The organism is Nocardiopsis sp. FR4 (assembly GCF_009830945.1).
GTDB lineage: Bacteria > Actinomycetota > Actinomycetes > Streptosporangiales > Streptosporangiaceae > Nocardiopsis.
This window is the reverse complement of sequence record NZ_VWVV01000029.1, coordinates 25,074-42,266: the sequence shown is the minus strand read 5'-3', so window position 1 is coordinate 42,266 and position 17,193 is coordinate 25,074. Positions and strand designations below refer to the sequence as shown.

Annotated in this window: 16 protein-coding genes and 1 pseudogene; 14 read left to right on the top strand and 3 right to left on the bottom strand. The window is 69.2% G+C overall.

The features are described from left to right. The first annotated feature begins 158 nt into the window (after window positions 1-158). Genes FYW95_RS22460 through FYW95_RS22450 form a run of 3 tightly spaced genes read left to right on the top strand, consistent with a single transcriptional unit; the run spans window position 159 to window position 2,247 of the window. The gene (locus FYW95_RS22460) at window positions 159-431 is read left to right on the top strand and encodes a hypothetical protein (RefSeq protein ID WP_160050724.1); all 273 of its coding nucleotides are present in this window, start codon (window positions 159-161) and stop codon (window positions 429-431) included. Further along, a complete protein-coding gene (locus FYW95_RS22455; RefSeq protein WP_370463247.1) occupies window positions 428-1,642 on the top strand; it encodes an MAB_1171c family putative transporter in 1,215 nt (404 codons plus the stop codon). The genes FYW95_RS22460 and FYW95_RS22455 overlap by 4 nt, the downstream gene beginning before the upstream one ends. Continuing rightward, a complete protein-coding gene (locus tag FYW95_RS22450; RefSeq protein ID WP_160050722.1) occupies window positions 1,639-2,247 on the top strand; it encodes a phosphatase PAP2 family protein in 609 nt (202 codons plus the stop codon). Before FYW95_RS22455 ends, FYW95_RS22450 begins: the two co-directional genes overlap by 4 nt. A gap of 320 nt (window positions 2,248-2,567) precedes the next feature. Here FYW95_RS22450 and FYW95_RS22445 read toward each other — a convergent pair whose 3' ends face one another. Continuing rightward, window positions 2,568-3,569, bottom strand: coding sequence for a DUF2637 domain-containing protein (locus FYW95_RS22445; protein ID WP_160050721.1), 1,002 nt, complete (start codon window positions 3,567-3,569; stop codon window positions 2,568-2,570). Between the two features lie 288 nt (window positions 3,570-3,857). Here FYW95_RS22445 and FYW95_RS22440 point away from each other — a divergent pair, with 288 nt between their 5' ends. The 5 genes from FYW95_RS22440 (at window position 3,858) to dop (ending at window position 8,139) form a co-directional block, all read left to right on the top strand. After that, window positions 3,858-4,412 carry a helix-turn-helix domain-containing protein gene (locus tag FYW95_RS22440; protein WP_160050720.1) on the top strand — a complete coding sequence of 185 codons (555 nt, stop codon included), beginning with the start codon at window positions 3,858-3,860 and terminating at the stop codon, window positions 4,410-4,412. A 17-nt stretch (window positions 4,413-4,429) separates the two neighbouring features. Further along, window positions 4,430-4,612: a helix-turn-helix domain-containing protein gene (locus tag FYW95_RS22435; protein WP_160050719.1), complete on the top strand. Its 183-nt coding sequence runs from the start codon at window positions 4,430-4,432 to the stop codon at window positions 4,610-4,612. After that, on the top strand, window positions 4,612-5,802 hold the full coding sequence (locus FYW95_RS22430; RefSeq protein ID WP_160050718.1) for a tyrosine-type recombinase/integrase: 1,191 nt from the start codon (window positions 4,612-4,614) through the stop codon (window positions 5,800-5,802). Before FYW95_RS22435 ends, FYW95_RS22430 begins: the two co-directional genes overlap by 1 nt. Before the next feature lie 263 nt (window positions 5,803-6,065). Beyond that, the gene (locus FYW95_RS22425; protein WP_159942450.1) at window positions 6,066-6,410 is read left to right on the top strand and encodes a hypothetical protein; all 345 of its coding nucleotides are present in this window, start codon (window positions 6,066-6,068) and stop codon (window positions 6,408-6,410) included. 211 nt (window positions 6,411-6,621) lie between these two features. Then, window positions 6,622-8,139 carry a depupylase/deamidase Dop gene (dop, locus tag FYW95_RS22420; protein WP_159942451.1) on the top strand — a complete coding sequence of 506 codons (1,518 nt, stop codon included), beginning with the start codon at window positions 6,622-6,624 and terminating at the stop codon, window positions 8,137-8,139. A gap of 54 nt (window positions 8,140-8,193) precedes the next feature. Here the strand turns inward: dop and FYW95_RS22415 are convergent, their stop codons facing one another. Both FYW95_RS22415 and FYW95_RS22410 read right to left on the bottom strand, forming a co-directional pair. Continuing rightward, on the bottom strand, window positions 8,194-9,342 hold the full coding sequence (locus FYW95_RS22415; protein ID WP_159942452.1) for a S1 family peptidase: 1,149 nt from the start codon (window positions 9,340-9,342) through the stop codon (window positions 8,194-8,196). Between the two features lie 532 nt (window positions 9,343-9,874). After that, a pseudogene (locus tag FYW95_RS22410) lies at window positions 9,875-10,421 on the bottom strand (S1 family peptidase); the annotation flags it as partial. Between the two features lie 696 nt (window positions 10,422-11,117). Here FYW95_RS22410 and FYW95_RS22405 point away from each other — a divergent pair. From FYW95_RS22405 to FYW95_RS22380, 6 genes are all read left to right on the top strand, one after another. Further along, window positions 11,118-11,321 carry a ubiquitin-like protein Pup gene (locus tag FYW95_RS22405; RefSeq protein ID WP_159942453.1) on the top strand — a complete coding sequence of 68 codons (204 nt, stop codon included), beginning with the start codon at window positions 11,118-11,120 and terminating at the stop codon, window positions 11,319-11,321. Between the two features lie 164 nt (window positions 11,322-11,485). Then, window positions 11,486-12,328 (top strand): proteasome subunit beta, encoded by an 843-nt coding sequence (gene prcB, locus FYW95_RS22400; protein WP_159942454.1) that lies wholly within the window; start codon window positions 11,486-11,488, stop codon window positions 12,326-12,328. Between the two features lie 55 nt (window positions 12,329-12,383). After that, on the top strand, window positions 12,384-13,145 hold the full coding sequence (gene prcA, locus FYW95_RS22395) for a proteasome subunit alpha (protein WP_159942455.1): 762 nt from the start codon (window positions 12,384-12,386) through the stop codon (window positions 13,143-13,145). A gap of 112 nt (window positions 13,146-13,257) precedes the next feature. Continuing rightward, window positions 13,258-14,616: a Pup--protein ligase gene (gene pafA / locus FYW95_RS22390; protein ID WP_159942456.1), complete on the top strand. Its 1,359-nt coding sequence runs from the start codon at window positions 13,258-13,260 to the stop codon at window positions 14,614-14,616. A 143-nt stretch (window positions 14,617-14,759) separates the two neighbouring features. Further along, window positions 14,760-15,860, top strand: a complete 1,101-nt coding sequence (locus FYW95_RS22385; protein ID WP_159942457.1) for an FKBP-type peptidyl-prolyl cis-trans isomerase — start codon at window positions 14,760-14,762, stop codon at window positions 15,858-15,860. A 174-nt stretch (window positions 15,861-16,034) separates the two neighbouring features. Beyond that, window positions 16,035-17,153 (top strand): methionyl-tRNA formyltransferase, encoded by a 1,119-nt coding sequence (locus FYW95_RS22380; protein WP_159942458.1) that lies wholly within the window; start codon window positions 16,035-16,037, stop codon window positions 17,151-17,153. The last annotated feature ends 40 nt before the right edge of the window (window positions 17,154-17,193 follow it).

Here is a 17,193-nt window from a genome sequence, read left to right as displayed (position 1 = left end):
CTGATTTCCTGGGAGCCCTTGAGGATCGGCGCGGCCGTAGGATTCACCTCCACCCCTGGAGGGCGTCTGAACAGGTGTGCGGTGCTTGGATCGGAAGCGGCGAGGCCGATCACATATTCTATGCGGCGGGAACTTCAAAGACCCATCAGCGCCATATCGTGCTCCACGAAATCGCACACATGCTCTGGGAGCACCAACTCCTCGTGGGCGATAGTGCGCTTGCCGAACTGTTCCCCAACCTCCCACTGGAAACCGTCCGTCGGATGCTACTACGCAAACGCGCGAGATACGACAGTGTAGAAGAGCAGCAGGCTGAAATGACAGCAACCATTCTCGGGCAAGCAATCGACAGTCCGGCTCCGGAATCGCTGCACGGGCCTCTGCGGCGCCTGCAAGGAACCCTGGGTGCGGAAGAAGAACAGGAAAAATGAGTAACCTAGTGGTTCCACTGCTTTTGTGGATTGTGGTCGCTTGGCGTGCACCCAAAGCCGTGAAACACCCCAACCAGCGTCCGCTGGTGATCGCGTTCTTTTGTTTGGCGATCGTCACGACAGTGCGCACTCCTCAGGCCGAAGACCTCCTTCGACAATTCGACCTGGCGGTCCTGCTGACCGTGCCCAAACACCTCGCGGGTGCCGTCATGACCGCGGCCGTGCTGGAGTTCGTCGCGCGGATGCTCGGAGGCAGCAGCAACCCGCGTCGTGACCGTCACATCCGCTACGCGTTCACCGTGCTGATGGTCACGATCATGATGGCCGCGCTCCCCACCATCCCCCGAACCCCAGACGGCGACTTTCTCCTTGGCGTGGGTGGCACCGTCGCATCCTTGGTCTACTGGGGCGCCTGGCTCACCCATCTCGGCACCATGCTCGCCCTGGCCACCCGGCTCTTCCTCCGACAGGCCCGGCAGGCACCAGGCGGGCGACTGCGGGTCGGCCTCACCTTGAGCGGGATCGGCACCACCGTGGGCCTCCTTTACGCCGCCAACAAGCTCGGCTTCATGGTGGGCAGCCTCCCAGACGGACCAGGAACACCGCTGAGCCCCGATGCCACAGCAGTGGCCAACACCGTGCTGCTCGACCTCTCCTTGCTGCTGGTCGTCGTCGGGACCACGCTCCCCGCTCCTGCTGTCGGCGCTGCGATCGGCAAGGTACAGGACCTGCGCGCCCTGGCCGACCTGCGTCCGCTCTGGAAAGAGATCAGCACTCAGAGCCCCGACGTAGTCTTGAACAGGGAATACACCCCCCGCTGGGACACCCAGCTTCGCCTGTACCGCTGCGCAGTCGAGATCGAAGACGGGGTTCTCGCTCTGCACGGCAGTATGCAGGCCGACGTCGACGACCTCGCCACGAAGGCAGCGAGCCAGAGCGACATGCCTGTGACAGAGGCCGAAGCCTTCATCGAGGCATGCCGGTGGCGCGTCGCACTGCGCGCCAAGGCGACCGGGGTGCCCGGAACTGTCGACGAGGCCGACTGCGCGACCTCGCGCGCAGACGCGGAGAGCACCAGCGAGGAATGGCTCAGCGATGAGGTGAAGCGGTTGCGCCGCATCGCGCGCGCCTACCGCTCACGCGCCGTCCGCGACCTTGCCGAAGCCTTTCCCTTGCCCACACCCGGACTCCAGGAGTCAACCCAACTATGAAGACGACGACACCGGCCCGCAGCGCCAGCGGCCGAGCTGCCCGCATCATCACCGAGGTCTGCGCCCCAGGAATCCTGGTGGTCGTCATCCTGCTGGCCGTGGGATGGCACGCCGCCCCCGGCCTCGCCGGCCTCGGCTGGGGAATCCTCGCCGCCTTGTTCTGCGGCATCATCCCCTACGCGATCCTCATCGCCGGTGCCCGCGTCGGTTGGTGGACCGACCACCACGTCGGGGAGCGCAAACAGCGGCTCGTCCCGCTGCTCATCATCATCGTGTGCGTCATCGGCGGTATCACCACGCTCGCCGTGCTGGACGGTCCCCAGCCGCTGGTGGCCCTCGTCGTCGCGATGCTAGCCACACTGTTCATCACCCTCGGGGTCACGGTCACCGCCCGATGGAAGATCTCCGTGCACACCGCGGTCGCTGGTGGCGTGGCGGTCATCCTGATGCTGACCTACGGTCCCTACATGGCGGTCACCGTTCCGGCGGTCGCGCTGGTGGCGTGGTCCCGAGTACGTCTCCGTGACCACACCGCCGCCCAGACTCTGGCCGGTGCGGTGCTAGGCGCAACGGTCGCCGGGTTCGTCTTCCAGATGCTGAACTGAACCAGATGAGGACCATTGCCGCTCTGCGGCAATCCGGAGGGCTGCTCTCTACAGAGAGCAGCCCTCCACCGTGACCGGCGCGGTGCAGCCAATACCTCGCAGCGCCACAGACAGCTCATAGGCTTCGGCGGCTGTCGCTTTCCGTAGCGTCCCGTTGGGATGGGGTCCGCCGCTTAAGGTCCGTAGATGCTGCCATCACGGGGTCGTGAGATGACCGGAAGCAACAGGGGCCCGCCGGAACACCGGCGGGCCCTGCTCAGGCTGCTATGCGCAGATCAGGGAGGGTTCCAATCCACAAACCCCGATCCACGCACTCGCTCTCAGGTGAGAAGGGGGCGGTGGGCATGGGGAGAAGCTGGCGTGCTGTGCTCGTCCGCGCGCGCCTCGGCGGCCTTCATGACCTGCTTGGCCCAGCGGCGGTTTGTCGTGGGAACGTCGAAGGCCTCACACAACCCACGCTCGGAGGGAAGTTCCCGGCCACCGATGACCGCCTGGGCGTAGTACTCGACCGCTTTGTTGAAGACGCGAGGGTCACGCGCGGGAGGAAGCTCGGGCGGAAGTTCGGTGCCGCCTTTGTGAGCCTGGTGCTCGGTGATGATCGTGTCCACCATGTCGGCGGCCTCCTGAACCCGGAATCCCTTCTGGAGACGGACCGCGATGTGAGCGGGCACCTTCCGGGACCAGAACGGGCCGAACTCTCTACGAAGTCGCCGGATCGCTTCGAGCCGGATCATGTGGAGTTCGAGGGCGTCCTCCCAGCCGGGCACGGCCCACAGTTGCATGCGTCGGGTAATTCCGGCTGACCCGATGGGGTCCCACATCCACCGTGCTCGGGGGACCGAGGAGCCGCTGTTGGTCTGGGCCTGCTTCCATGCCGTCCTGCGGGAGACGAGGAGGGTTTCGAGGAGGAGGGCGGCGATGAGGGGCATCCCCGCGCGGGCGACCTGCGCGGCCAAGGCGAGGTCGGCGGCGTGGATCCACTGGAACCAGGCGGACCCGGTGATGATGAGGATGACCATGGCCCGGGGGAACAGGGCTTTACCGCCGACCTTCGCCCATCGGTAGGCGGTGTGGGCGAAGAACCCGGCCACGCCGTCGATACCGAGGAACACCGCGACGGAAAGCACAGGGCCGAGGCCCATCTCGTCACGGGCGAATCCGATGATGCCTTCGGCCACCAGCATGCCGACGACGATGAGGAAGGCGACAGTAAGGAGGAGTTGGACGAGGTCGTCGCGTTGGTCTTCGGGGAGGTCGCGTATCGCTTTGACCCCGGCCGCGGCGAGCTTGGTTGCGGTTAGGAGGATGAGGGCGAGGCCCACGAGGGCGGGTGTGAGATCCCACCAGGGGATGGAGGCTGCCGCTGTAAGGGCGGCGGGGATACGATCGGACACGACTCGACTCCTGCGGTCTCAGGGGTTCGGGTAGAGCCCCGGAGCGGCGTCGCAATCGCCGCACCGGGGCGTTCTTCTGGTGGGGGTGCTTCGCACCCCCACCTTTATGACCCAAGCTTCTACCAAGATGGTATAAGATTCAAGCGTGATGAATGAGAACGCTACATGAGAGAGGAGGAAGCGGCCCCGGCCATGTTGCGATGGGACACTCTCAAGATGAGCGAAAACCAACCCCAGCAGGCGCGACGATCCAACGATCTCGGCCCCACCGGGCATCAGGTCGCCGCCAACGTGCGCCGCCTCCGAGCACTGCGCAACCTCAGCACGACCGAACTCGCCCGGCGCCTCACAGAGGATCACGGACGTCCGACCATCCCCGGAGCGATCACCCGGATCGAGCACGGGAAGCGCCGCGTTGACGTGGACGATCTCCTGGCCCTGGCCGCAGCGTTCCACGTGACGCCCTCGACCCTCCTGCTTCCACCGACCGCCCAGGGCGAGGTAGAGGTGACTGGGGTCGGGACAGTCCCGGCCCACGATGCTTGGCGGTGGCTCGACGGCCAGTGGCCCCTGAGTACCACCCGTGACCCGGAGACGTTGCGCCGTCACCTGTTGGACTTCCACCTGTACTCGCGTCCGGAGGGCATCCCTCCGTACCACGACGTGGATGGGGCGGTCCGGTGGCTGACCGACTTCGGAGAGACCCCTCAGGAGAGGGCGAAGAGCACCACACGACCCGATCAGATGGGCGAGAGCCCAGAACCTGACTAGCTAGAAAGCGAGCCCCCGTGTCACTTGGAGGTTCCAACCGTCTCCTCACGCCGGACGATGTAGCCGCCTACCTCAGCGTTCCCAAGAAGACCATCTACGACAGGTGGCGTGAGTGGGGGTTGAGGGGTATCAAGGTCGGCCGCCACCTGCGTTTCCGTGAGCGCAACGTCGAGGACTTCCTGAACAGGAACGTGCTCTGATGGCAACGGTTGCTAAGCGCTGCGAGTGCGCCAACGGAGTGACCGACAAGAGGAAGCGTGACCGGATCTGGTCGAAGTGCCCCCACACGGTCACCGTCTACTGGCGTAACGGTGGCCGCGGATCGCGTCTCCAGACCGCGACCTTCAAGAAGAAGGAGTACGACGGAGACCACTGGGGCGCAGCCAACCGGTGGGCCAAGAAGGTCGAGGGAGCGCGTGCCCTTGAAGAGGTCGTCAAGGCCCCGAAGCGTAAGCAGCGCCCCTTCAAGGAAGCAGCCGAAGCCTTCCTCGCCACCCGGATCGGCTCGGAGAGCACGACCGCCCACTACGGGTACAGCCTGCGCAACCACGTGTACGACTTCCATGTGGACGGGATCCGCTTCGGAGATCTGGGAGAGACCGAGGTCAGCCGCGAGCACGTGAAGGCGTTGGTGAAGCACTGCGAGGGTAGATTCGCCCCCAACACCGTCGCGACCATCTACATCGCGGTATCCGCGGTCTTCGCTGACCTGCGCGAGAGCAAGGTGATCGAGACCAGCCCCTGCGTCAACGTGGCCCTGCCCGCCCACGTGGAATCGCGCGTGTTCGTCTCCCCGACACTGGAACAGTTGGACATCCTGGCAAGCCGCCTGCACGGGCCGTGGCAGCTCTCGGTGTACTTCGGCCACGCGGCAGGAATGCGCATCGGAGAAGCGCTCGCCGTCCGCATGAATCAGCTGGTCGAGGGGAACGAGGGATACGTCCTGCGCATCAACCGCCAGGTGCTCAAGGCGAACACGCTGGCGCCCCTCAAGCACCGGAAGCCCGAGGAGTTCCGAGAGGTTCCCGTGGCCGACTTCCTGTACGAGAAGATCATCAACCACGCCGAGGCGTACTCGATCGGCGAGGACGGGTTCCTCTGCCCGGGGAAGTCGGCGCCACACCCCCACCGGCCCACCTACTATGAGGACTTCCGGGACGGGGTGGGAGCGGCGGAGCTGCCGGAGGAGTTCGTCTTCCACTGGCTGCGGCACGACTTCGCGGCACGGTGCATCCGGGACAAGATGCCCCTCCCTCAGCTAGCGCGGATCATGGGGCACAAGAACTCGATGATCACGGAGCGTGTCTACTGGCACCTGCTCCAGGGGTCGGTGGCGTCAGCACGCCAGATGCTCAACCAGCAGTACGAAAAGATGCACCTGGCAGCGTGATAGCAGCGTGTTAACAAGGGTGCGTCCGGCATGTCCCTGAGCTGGTCAAACTGCCCGTACCGTGTGGATCGTCTACATCCGGACCCTGGTCACCGGCAAGAAGGGCGCGGACTCCGGCCGCAGCATCGACACGGTGCCCAACACCGGCCAGTACCTGTAGCAACGCGTTCTGAGAGCGCCCTGGGGCCGACCGGACCTTCCGGTCGGCCCCTCTCCGCGCCAGGGGCGGTTTGCCGCGGCGCTGACCGTGGTACCGAACCCCCGTGACGACCATGGCCGGTAAGAAGCCGTTCTCCCGCGTGTTCCTCGGCTGGGCGGCCCTGTGGGCGCTCGCCGCCCTGGTGTGGTGCGCCCTCCTGGGGCTGGAGTGGTACACCACCGACGCCCTGGCCTGTCCCCTGACCCCGGACGCTTCCCTCCACGGCACGGCGCACTGGTCCTGGTGGCCTCCGGGGCGGGTGTGCTCGTGGGAGGTCACCGTCGGCGGCGAGACCCACACCCTCACCGAGGAGGCCCCCGCGGCCCGCCTCGGGACGCTGGCCGTGCTCGTGCTCTGGGGCGCGTGCGTGTTCACCGCGGGTTCTCGGCGTGGGAGGGCGGTGGGGTGAGGCGCGTGCCCGCACGGCACGGCCGCGCGCGGGGCCGGCGCCGCTGTCTTTCCGTGAGCGGGCGGCCACGGGTCCGGATAGTGCGGAGGACGGTGTGACCTGCGGTGGCACCGGTGCCCGAGGTCTGCGCGCAACGCCCGGGAACGCGGCACTTGGGCCACAATTGGCGCGGAAGCGTTCAAGACCGGGCCACGGTGGATAACCTCTCACCATGAGTGTGCGGCGGATTATGGGTATCGAGACCGAGTACGGGATCTCCGTGCCAGGCAATCCCGGGGCCAACGCGATGGTCACCTCCACCCAGGTGGTCAACGCCTACCTGGCGGCCTCGGCGGCCCGGGCGCGGCGTGCCCGTTGGGACTTCGAGGAGGAGAACCCGCTGCGCGACGCGCGCGGCTTCGACCTGGCCCGCGAGGTCGCCGACCCCACCCAGCTCACCGACGAGGACCTGGGGCTGGCCAACGTCATCCTCACCAACGGTGCCCGGCTGTACGTGGACCACGCCCACCCCGAGTACTCGGCCCCGGAGGTGACCAACCCGCGCGACGCGGTGCTGTGGGACAAGGCGGGGGAGCGGGTGATGGCCGATGCCGCCGCGCGGGCGGGAGCCACGCCGGGGATCGAGCCCATCCAGCTGTACAAGAACAACACCGACAACAAGGGCGCCTCCTACGGCTGCCACGAGAACTACCTGATGAACCGGTCGACGCCGTTCGGGGACATCGTGCGGCACCTGATCCCGTTCTTCGTCTCGCGGCAGGTGGTGACGGGCGCGGGAAAGGTCGGCATCGGCTCCGACGGGCAGGGCAGCGGGTACCAGATCTCCCAGCGCGCCGATTTCTTCGAGGTCGAGGTGGGGTTGGAGACCACCCTGAAGCGGCCCATCATCAACACGCGTGACGAACCGCACGCCGATCCCGACCGCTACCGGCGCCTGCACGTGATCATCGGCGACGCCAACATGAGCGAGGTCTCCACCTACCTGAAGCTGGGCATGACCGCGCTGGTGCTGTCCATGATCGAGGACGGGTTCCTGAGCGTGGACCTGTCCCTGGAGACCCCGGTGGCCGACCTGCGGGCGATCTCGCACGATCCCGGGCTCACGCACCGGGTGCGGCTGCGCGACGGTCGCCGGATGACCGCCCTGGAGCTGCAGGCGGAGTACCTGGACCAGGCCCGCAAGTACGTGGAGGACCGGTTCGGCACCGACGTGGACCCCGACACCGCCGACATCCTGGACCGCTGGGAGTCGGTGCTGCACCGGCTGGGCACCGACCCGATGAGCCTGGCCGACGAGCTGGACTGGGTGGCCAAGCTCAAGGTGCTGGAGGGCTACCGGTCCCGGGACGGCCTGGACTGGTCGCACCCGCGCCTGCAGCTGGTGGACCTGCAGTACTCCGACGTGCGTGCGGACAAGGGCATCTACAACCGCCTGGTGGCGCGCGGGCGGATGCGCCGCCTTCTGGAGGAGCCGGAGGTGGAGCGCGCGGTCACCGAGCCGCCGGAGGACACCCGCGCCTACTTCCGCGGGCGCTGCCTGGCCAAGTACGCCGACGAGGTGGCCGCCGCCTCCTGGGACTCGGTGATCTTCGACCTGCCGGGCTACGACTCGCTGCAGCGGGTGCCCACGCTGGAGCCGCGCCGGGGGACCAAGGAGCACGTGGGTGAGCTCCTGGACGCCTCCGAGACCGCGGTCGACCTGGTCGCGGTGCTCACCGGCGGGCGCTGAGCACACGGGCGTCCCCCGCCCGCGCCGGGCGCGGACGGGGGACGTGTGGGGGTGTCAGCTGGTGCGGATGCGCACGCCCCAGGAGTTCACCATCGGCATGACCTCCTGGTAGTAGGTCGTGCCGCCGGTACGGCAGTTGCCCGAGCCGCCGGAGGTGACGCCCTGGGCCTGCGAGCCGGAGATGAAGGAGCCGCCGGAGTCACCGGGCTCGGCGCACACGTTGGTGCGGGTGAGCGAGTAGACGGTGCCCTGCGGGTAGCGGACGGTCTGGTTGCGGGCCTGGATGGTGCCGCAGTGCCAGCCGGTGGTGGAGCCGGAGCGGCACACCGCCGAGCCGATGGGGGCCTGGCTGGTGCCGGTGACCGACTGGTAGCCGCCGGAGTTGTAGCGGTAGACGAGGTTGGTCAGGGTGAAGTTGGAGGTGCCGCGGACGAAGGCGGCGTCGTTGCCGGGGAAGACCGAGCGCTCGAAGACGCCGCGGCCGTCGCCGATGGTGACGCTGGTGCCGACGGTGCCGCAGTGGCCCGCGGTCACGAAGCCGGCCTGGCCGGCGCTGTTGGTGGCCGGGAAGCCGACCGAGCAGCGTCCGCCCATGTAGTAGGCCAGGCCGCCGATGATGTCGGCGTAGGTCTGGGGAACCTCGCTGACCTCCTCCACCTGGACGGCGGAGGCGTCCACGCCGGCGTCGGCCAGCAGGGCGTCGACGTCGGCGCCCTTGAGCACCTCGACCACGACCGTGTCGCTGGCGGTGTCGGGGTACCAGCCCAGGACGCCCTCCTGGGCGTCGGCCTCGTTGAGGTCCTCCACGACCTCGGCCAGGCCCTCGCTGCCGTGGGCGACGACGGTGGCCTCGGCTCCGGTGGCCTCGACCTCGTCGACGAGCGCGGCGTCGGTGACCAGGACGGTGAGCTCCTGGGTGTCGGTGTCGAACAGCGAGCCCGCGTAGGCGGCGCCGGCGGCCTCAGCGGCCTCGGCGTCGGTCTCGATGGCGGCCTCCTGGGCCTCCAGCAGTGACTCGGCCTCGAGCGGGGTCAGGTCGAGGTCGCGGGTGAGGGCCTCCAACATGCTGGAGGCGTTGGTGTCGGCCACGGGGGCCTGGGGGACGGGTCCGGTGGCCGCGAGGGCTCCGGGGGCCATGGACAGGGCCAGGCCGAAGGCCAGGGCTCCTGTGCCGACGGCGGAGATAACGGGGGAGGGTCGCATGGGGGTCCCTACTCTCCAGGGGGATTGACGGGGGATTCGGGGCTTTCCTTCCGGTGGGCGTGGAAGGCCCCTTTCGGGAATCGGAGTTGGTCCGGTTCCCGAAGTTCACCGAGACATCCGGTAAACGATCCCCAACCATAAGTGCACACTTTGACGCTGGAAAGACCCTCTTTGTGTGGATCCATGTAGTCGGACGCGGGATCGTCCCATGACCCATCGTTTGGTGATGGCTACGCGTAGTCGCCGACCGTGCGACCTTGTGATCTTCGGAGTCGTACTGTTACCGAGCGAAACATCTGGTGGGTCGCAAGGGGTGTTCGATGGCCGGATGCGGACACCGGTACCAGGTGCCACCCGTCATCATTCGGATACACAGGCGTAACTCCGAAGGTCACAGCCCCCTCCCGTGGGGACGGCGGCCGGTTCGCGATCCGCACGGCGGGACGCGGGGGTGGCCACTTCCGGACGGGGCGCACAGACGGGCGTCCCCGCCCGCTGCCGTGGACGGGGACGCCCGGGAACGGGGAGACGGTCAGCCGGTCACCAGGGACAGGCCCCAGGAGTCCAGCATCGGGTTGACCTCCTGGTAGTAGGTCGTGCCGTCGGAGGAGCAGTTGCCCGAGCCGCCGGAGGTGACGCCCTGGGCCTGCGAGCCGGAGATGAAGGAGCCGCCGGAGTCACCGGGCTCGGCGCACACGTTGGTGCGGGTCAGGACCCCGCACCGTGCCCTCGGGGTGGGTGGCGGACTGGTTGCGGGCCTGGATGGTGCCGCAGTGCCAGCCGGCGGTGGGGCCGGAGCGGCGCACCGCCGAGCCCTTCGGCGCCCGGGCGGAGCCGGACACCGCCTGCGGGCCGCCCGCGTTGTGGCGGCTGGCCAGGTTGGTCACGCTCCAGTCGGAGGTGGCCGCCAGGAAGGCCCCGTCGTTGCCGGGGAGGACGGACTGGCGGAAGGTGCCCGAGCCGGAGCGGTCGGAGCTCTGGGCGGAGGTGCCGACGGTGCCGCAGTGGCCCGCCGTCACGAAGCCGCCCGCGCCGGAGCCGTCGGTCACGGCGAACCCGACCGAGCAGCGCCCGGCGCCGCGGAGAACGCCAGGCCGAAGGCGAGGGCGCCGGTGCCGATCGCGGAGATGGCGGGGGAGGGTCGCGTAGATCCCTACCTCCTCGGGGGTTGTGGATGGGGGGCGGGGCCCGGGGGCCGTGGGGGACCCCGGCCGTTCACCGCACCGTCCCGTATCGGGACGTTCAGTAAAAGAAATCGCACCATAGGTGAACACTGTGGTGAGGAAAAGGGGATTAGCTGATAATCCGCTCAGGGGTTGACTGGACCATCCGGTGAAAGCACCAAAAGGCTCTCATCGCACTCCGTGATGATTCGTGTGATCTCCGGGTTTGGAGTGGGTGCTGATGTCCGATGCGGAGCGCCCGGGCCGCGCAAGAGGGGTTCGTTGGCCGGATGCGGACACGTGCGAACGGCGCCGTCCGTGGTCGAGCGGACACGGAGGCGCACCGTTGAAGGTCAGGCCGGTGACCCGCCGGTAGCTTTGTTCGATCTCCGAACATTCCGGTGTCCGGTGGCCGGCCCGCACGGGCGCGGCGGGGCGGCGGACACGCCCGGCGCACCGCGCACACCTGTGCGATTGCCCCCGCGTGCACATGGGACGATCCGAGGTAACTAGCGGGTATCGGGCCCCGGGAAGGGGGTTGAGCCGCGCGGTGTTGGGCCAAGATAAGGGCGAGAGCCCCGAACGGGGATCCCGAACGGGAGGTAACGAGCTATGGCGACGAAGGACACCGGCGGTCAGAAGCACGCCTCGCGCCGCGACGAGGAGGTCGAGGAGACCGAGGCCGCGGCAGACGTCCAGGAACGCAAGGAACAGCTGGACGAGGACGTCGACGACATCCTCGACGAGATCGACGACGTGCTGGAGAGCAACGCCGAGGACTTCGTCCGGCAGTTCGTGCAGAAGGGCGGCCAGTAGCCGCCGGCGGCGGTTCGCTGACAGCGCACTCCGGCGTCGTCGGCACCGCCGCGCGCACGGCTAGGGTCAGTCACAACGGTCGGCGGAGCCCGACCGCAGACAACAAGGACAACAGGCGCCCCACCCGCCCCCATGCAGGGTGGGGCGCACGTGGAGGGAGTCGCGTGTTCGAAGGGTTCGAGGGCGGACGGTTGCCTGCCGCTTTCATGAGTGCGGGGACCTCGTCCTTCACGGAGTTTCTCAGTTCGGTCCGGCCCGAGCTTCTGCCCGGGCACAAGCTGCCCGCGGGCGGCGGGACCGAGCACCTCACCCCCGACGCCACCACCATCGTCGCGCTGACCTTCCCCGGGGGCGTCCTGGTGGCCGGTGACCGTCGCGCCACGCAGGGCAACGTCATCGCCAACCGCGACATGGAGAAGGTCTTCCGCACCGACGAGTTCTCCGCGGTCGCCATCGCCGGATCCGCCGGGATCGGCATCGAGCTGGCCCGCCTCTACCAGGTGGAGCTGGAACACTACGAGAAGATGGAGGGCCGGTCCCTCTCCCTCGAGGGTAAGGCCAACAAGCTCGCCCAGATGGTGCGCGGCAACCTGGGCATGGCCATGCAGGGCTTCGTGGTCATCCCGCTGCTGGTGGGCTACGACGAGATCGAGGACCGCGGCCGCGTGTTCAGCTACGACGCCGTCGGCGGCCGCTACGAGGAGCACCGCTACCACTCCATCGGCTCGGGGTCGGTCTTCGCCAAGGGATCGGTCAAGAAGCTCTACCGCGAGGATTTGGACACCACCGGCGCCGCCAAGGTGGCCCTGGAGGCCCTCTACGACGCCGCCGACGAGGACTCCGCCACCGGAGGCCCCGACCTGCACCGCAAGATCTTCCCCCTGGTCGACGTCATCACCGAGGACGGCCACCGCCGCCTGCCCGCCGAGGAGGTCGAGCGCCTGGCGACCGAGGTGGTCCAGGGGCGCGCGGCCGACCCCGACGGCCCCACTGTCCGCCTGGGCTGAGCGGGCCCCGCCCCCACACCAGACATCTTCCGACGAGGTAAGGAAACGATCCGCGGTGTCGATGCCGTTCTACGTCGCCCCCGAACAGCAGATGAAGGACAAGGCGGACTACGCGCGCAAGGGTATCGCGCGCGGCCGCAGCGCCGTCGTCCTGCAGTACGAGGGCGGCATCCTCATGGTGGCGGACAACGTGTCCCGCACTCTGCACAAGATCAGCGAGCTCTACGACCGCATCGGTTTCGCCGCGGTCGGACGCTACCCCGAGTTCGAGAACCTGCGCCTGATGGGCGTGCGGTTCGCGGACGTGCGCGGGTACCAGTACGACCGACGCGACGTCAGCGGGCGCCAGCTGGCCAACATCTACGCCCAGACGCTGGGCACCGTCTTCAGCGAGAGCCTCAAGCCGTGGGAGGTGGAGATCGTCGTCGCCGAGGTCGGGGACACCCCCGACGAGGACGAGATCTACCGCATCACCTTCGACGGCTCCATCGTCGACGAGCAGGGCTTCGTGGCCGTGGGCGGCTCCTCCGAGCACGTGTCGGGCGTGCTCAAGGACCGCTTCGCCGCCGACGCCCCGCTCAGCGCGGCCCTGAACACCGCCACCCACGCCCTGGCTCGGGAGAACGGCGAGGAGCGCGAACTGGAGGCCGCCAACCTGGAGGTCGCCGTGCTGGAGCGGGCCAGGGAGCACCGCAAGTTCCGCCGCATCCACGGCGCGCGCCTGAACCGCCTCATCGAGGAGGGCAAGGCGGGCAACGCCGCGGGCGGCACCGCCCCGGCGGGCGGGAGCGCCGCCGCGGACGGGGACGACGAATGACCTGTACACGATGATCCCGGTGCGGCGCACCCGAGGCGCCGCACCGCACGGGCGGGTGCGGACGGCGAGGCCCCGTCGTCCGCGCCCAGGGACGGGAAGTTGGTGAGGCCGCGTGGAACGACGGATCTTCGGGCTGGAGAACGAGTACGGGGTCACGTGCACCTTCCGGGGACAGCGCCGCCTGTCCCCCGACGAGGTCGCCCGCTACCTCTTCCGCAGGGTGGTCTCCTGGGGGCGCAGCAGCAACGTGTTCCTGCGTAACGGTGCCCGCCTGTACCTGGACGTGGGCAGCCACCCCGAGTACGCCACCCCCGAGTGCGACAGCCTCGTGGACCTGGTGGCCCACGACAAGGCTGGCGAGCGCATCCTGGAGGGGCTGCAGGTCGACGCCGAGCAGCGCCTTCACGAGGAGGGCATCGCCGGGGACATCTACCTGTTCAAGAACAACACCGACTCCGCGGGCAACTCCTACGGCTGCCACGAGAACTACCTGGTCGGCCGGCACGGCGAGTTCGGCCGCCTGGCCGACGTGCTGATCCCCTTCCTGGTCACCCGGCAGATCATCTCCGGGGCCGGGAAGGTCCTGCAGACCCCCCGCGGGGCGCTGTTCTGCGTCAGCCAGCGCGCCGAGCACATCTGGGAGGGCGTCTCCTCGGCCACTACGCGCTCGCGCCCCATCATCAACACCCGCGACGAACCCCACGCCGACGCCGAGCGCTTCCGCCGCCTGCACGTCATCGTGGGCGACTCCAACATGAGCGAGACCACCACCCTGCTCAAGCTGGGCTCCACCGACCTGGTGCTGCGGATGATCGAGGCCGGGGTGGTCATGCGCGACTACACCCTGGAGAACCCGATCCGGGCCATCCGCGAGGTCAGCCACGACATGTCCGGGCGCCGCAAGGTGCGCCTGGCCAACGGGCGCGAGGCCAGCGCGCTGGAGATCCAGCGCGAGTACCTGGACAAGGTGCAGAGCTACGTGGACCGGCACGGCACCGACGCCGTGGGCAAGCGCGTCCTGGAGCTGTGGCAGCGCACCCTGGAGGCGGTGGAGTCCCAGAACCTGGAGATCGTCTCCCGGGAGATCGACTGGGTGGCCAAGTACCTGCTGCTGGAGCGCTACAGGGACAAGTACGACCTGTCCCTGTCCTCACCCCGCATCGCCCAGCTCGACCTGACCTACCACGACATCCACCGCGACCGCGGGCTGTTCTACCTGATGCAGAAGCGCGGGCAGATGGACCGGGTGGTCGGCGACCTGAAGATCTTCCAGGCCAAGTCCGTGCCGCCGCAGACCACGCGGGCCCGCCTGCGCGGGGAGTTCATCCGCCGCGCCCAGGAGCAGCGCCGCGACTTCACGGTGGACTGGGTGCACCTCAAGCTCAACGACCAGGCGCAGCGCACCGTGCTGTGCAAGGACCCCTTCAAGTCGGTGGACGAGCGGGTGGAGAAGCTCATCGCCGGAATGTGACCCGTCGCTCCGTGCGGCCCCCCGCCCGGCGGCGCGGGGCCCGCGGTGGGGCGGTGGTGTTCGCGGGGTTCCGGGGGGTGGTTACGGCCTTACTTTTCGGTAGTGTGACCCTGTCCTAAGCCGGAAATCAGAGGTTGTGACCCATGCACCGACGTGCTGCCGCCCTCGCGGTGCCGCTGACCGCCATCGCCCTGGCGGTCTCCAGCTGCTCGAACATCCCCGAGGAGTGGCGTACCCCCGCCTTCCTGCGTATGGGTGAGGAGCAGTTGGACCCGCGCCTTCCCACCGTCACCGGGGAGGTCGGCGAGGAGCCGGAGATCTCCTTCCCCGACATCGAGCCGCCGGAGGAGGAGATCTCGGGTGTCGTCAACACGGGTTCCGGCGAGGACGAGCTGGTGCGCGCCGACGACCTGCTCATCGCCAACGTCGTCCAGTACCAGTGGACCGGGCCCGGCGAGGGCGAGGCCGTGGAGGGCCAGTCCAGCTACGAGACCGGTGCCCCGGACCTGATCCGCATGGAGCAGCTGCCCGAGCAGATCGGTGACGTGCTGGTCAACCAGCCCGTCGGCAGTCGGGCGGTGTACGTCTTCCCGCCGATGACGGAGGAGGAGCGCCAGCAGGCCGAGGCGACGGGGCAGGAGGCCCCCGAGGGCGCCAGCGTCCTGGTCATCGACCTCATGGACCGCTTCAACAAGGGTGCGGTCGTGCCCGGGGAGCAGACCTCCAACGGCGGCGACGGCCTGCCGGAGGTGACCCAGGAGGGGCACAGCGAGCCCGTCATCGAGATCCCCGACACCGACCCGCCCGAGGAGCTGGAGGTCGTTCCGCTCATCGAGGGCAACGGCGCCGAGGTGGAGGAGGGCCAGCAGGTCGTCGTCCAGTACACCGGTGTGCGCTGGGAGGCCGACGAGAACGGCGACCACGAGGTGTTCGACTCCACGTGGAGCCGCGGCGGCGACCCCTTCGACACCACGATCGGCGCGGGCGCGGTGATCCAGGGCTGGGACGAGGGCATCGTCGGCCAGAAGGTCGGCAGCCGCCTGCTGCTGGTCGTGCCCGGTGACATGGCCTACGGCGAGACGGAGGAGGAGACCGGGGGCGCCCCGGCCGGAACCCTGGTCTTCGTCGTCGACGTGCTGGGCGCCTACGACAACCCGCCGCCAGCCGAGGAGGAGCCCTCCGAGGAGGAGGCCGACCCGGCCGCGGAGGAGACCGCGGAGGAGGGCGGCGACAGCCAGGAGTAGCGCCTGCGCGTTGCCCGAAGAGCACCGGAGCCCCCGTGGAGGAGTCCCCTCCACGGGGCCCGGCCCTTTTCCGGTTCGTCGCTCTCCGTGTCCAGACACACCTTCGCGCCTTCCGCTGTCGGTCACCGGCCGCTGCGTAGAGTCGAGGCATCGGTAGCCGGTGAGGGGGAGCTGATGGCGGATCGGCGACGCTACTGCTACGTGTCCGGACTGGGCCTGGGCGCTCCGGCGCTGGAGGACCTGTGCGCACAGGGGCGTCCGCCGGGCCTGGTGGTGTCCTACCCGGCCGAGTTCGCGCACCGCTCGGGCTACCTCGACTTCGAGGCCCTCGCCCGCCAGTACGACGTGCCGCACCTGCGCGCCGCCGACCTGGACACCGAGGAGGTGCGCCGGGCCCTGGCCGAGCACGGCGTCGACCTGCTGGTCGTGGCGGGCTGGTCGCAGCCGGTTCCCGTCCCCCTGGTCTCCTCGCTGACGCTGGGCGGGGTGGCCCTGCATCCCGCGCCGCTGCCGGTCGGGCGCGGTTGGGCGCCCATCCCCTGGACCATCCTGCGCGGTATGCGCTCCAGCGCCGTGACCCTGTACCACCTGGGCGGGGAGCCGGGAACCGGGGACATCGTGGACCAGGCGTGGTTCGACGTGGCCCCCGACGCCACCGCCACCGCGCTCTACGAACGGGTCGGCCAGCTGCAGTCGGAGCTGCTCGTGCGCCACCTGGACGGACTCCTGGCGGGCACCGCGCCCCGCCGCCCGCAGAGCGGCCACGGCTCGGTGTGGCCGCGCCGGCGCCCCAGCGACGGCCAGCTCGACCTCACCGCCGCGGGCGGCGACGTGGACCGGATGGTGCGCGCGCTCGCCGACCCCTACCCGGGGGCGTTCGCGATGTTCGGCGGGGCGCGGATCACCCTGTGCGCGGGGCGCCTGACCGACCGGATCCCCGGCGGGGCGCCCGGCCAGGTGGTGGCGGTGGGGCAGGGGCGCCGGTGGGGAGTCGCCTGCGGTGACGGGACGGTGTTCGTGCCCGAGGCGCTGCGGGTGGACGAGGGGGTGCGCGCCGATCCGGCTTCGCTGCCCATGTTCCGGCCGGGGGCCTTCTTCGACGAGCCCTCGCCGTACATGCTGGAGGGCACCCGGCGCTCTCCGGCCCCCGGTGCCGTGCCCGCGGCCAGGGGCGCCGCGGAGTCCCCGCAGGAGACCGAACCGGCCCCGGCCGCGGAGGGGGAGCCCGCCGTCGAGCCCGCCCCGGACCCCGGTGCCGTGACGGGCGACCCCAGTCCGGCGGACCAGCGCTGATCCGGCTCCGGGGGTGCGCTGACCGGAGCGGGGGACGCCG

Coding starts and splice junctions, on each gene's coding strand:
- FYW95_RS22380 (WP_159942458.1), top strand. CDS start 16,035: ATGGCGGATCGGCGACGCTACTGCTACGTGTCCGGACTGGGCCTGGGC.
- FYW95_RS22440 (WP_160050720.1), top strand. CDS start 3,858: ATGAGCGAAAACCAACCCCAGCAGGCGCGACGATCCAACGATCTCGGC.
- FYW95_RS22415 (WP_159942452.1), bottom strand. CDS start 9,342: ATGCGACCCTCCCCCGTTATCTCCGCCGTCGGCACAGGAGCCCTGGCC.
- FYW95_RS22405 (WP_159942453.1), top strand. CDS start 11,118: ATGGCGACGAAGGACACCGGCGGTCAGAAGCACGCCTCGCGCCGCGAC.
- FYW95_RS22430 (WP_160050718.1), top strand. CDS start 4,612: ATGGCAACGGTTGCTAAGCGCTGCGAGTGCGCCAACGGAGTGACCGAC.
- FYW95_RS22385 (WP_159942457.1), top strand. CDS start 14,760: ATGCACCGACGTGCTGCCGCCCTCGCGGTGCCGCTGACCGCCATCGCC.
- dop (WP_159942451.1), top strand. CDS start 6,622: ATGAGTGTGCGGCGGATTATGGGTATCGAGACCGAGTACGGGATCTCC.
- FYW95_RS22455 (WP_370463247.1), top strand. CDS start 428: ATGAGTAACCTAGTGGTTCCACTGCTTTTGTGGATTGTGGTCGCTTGG.
- FYW95_RS22450 (WP_160050722.1), top strand. CDS start 1,639: ATGAAGACGACGACACCGGCCCGCAGCGCCAGCGGCCGAGCTGCCCGC.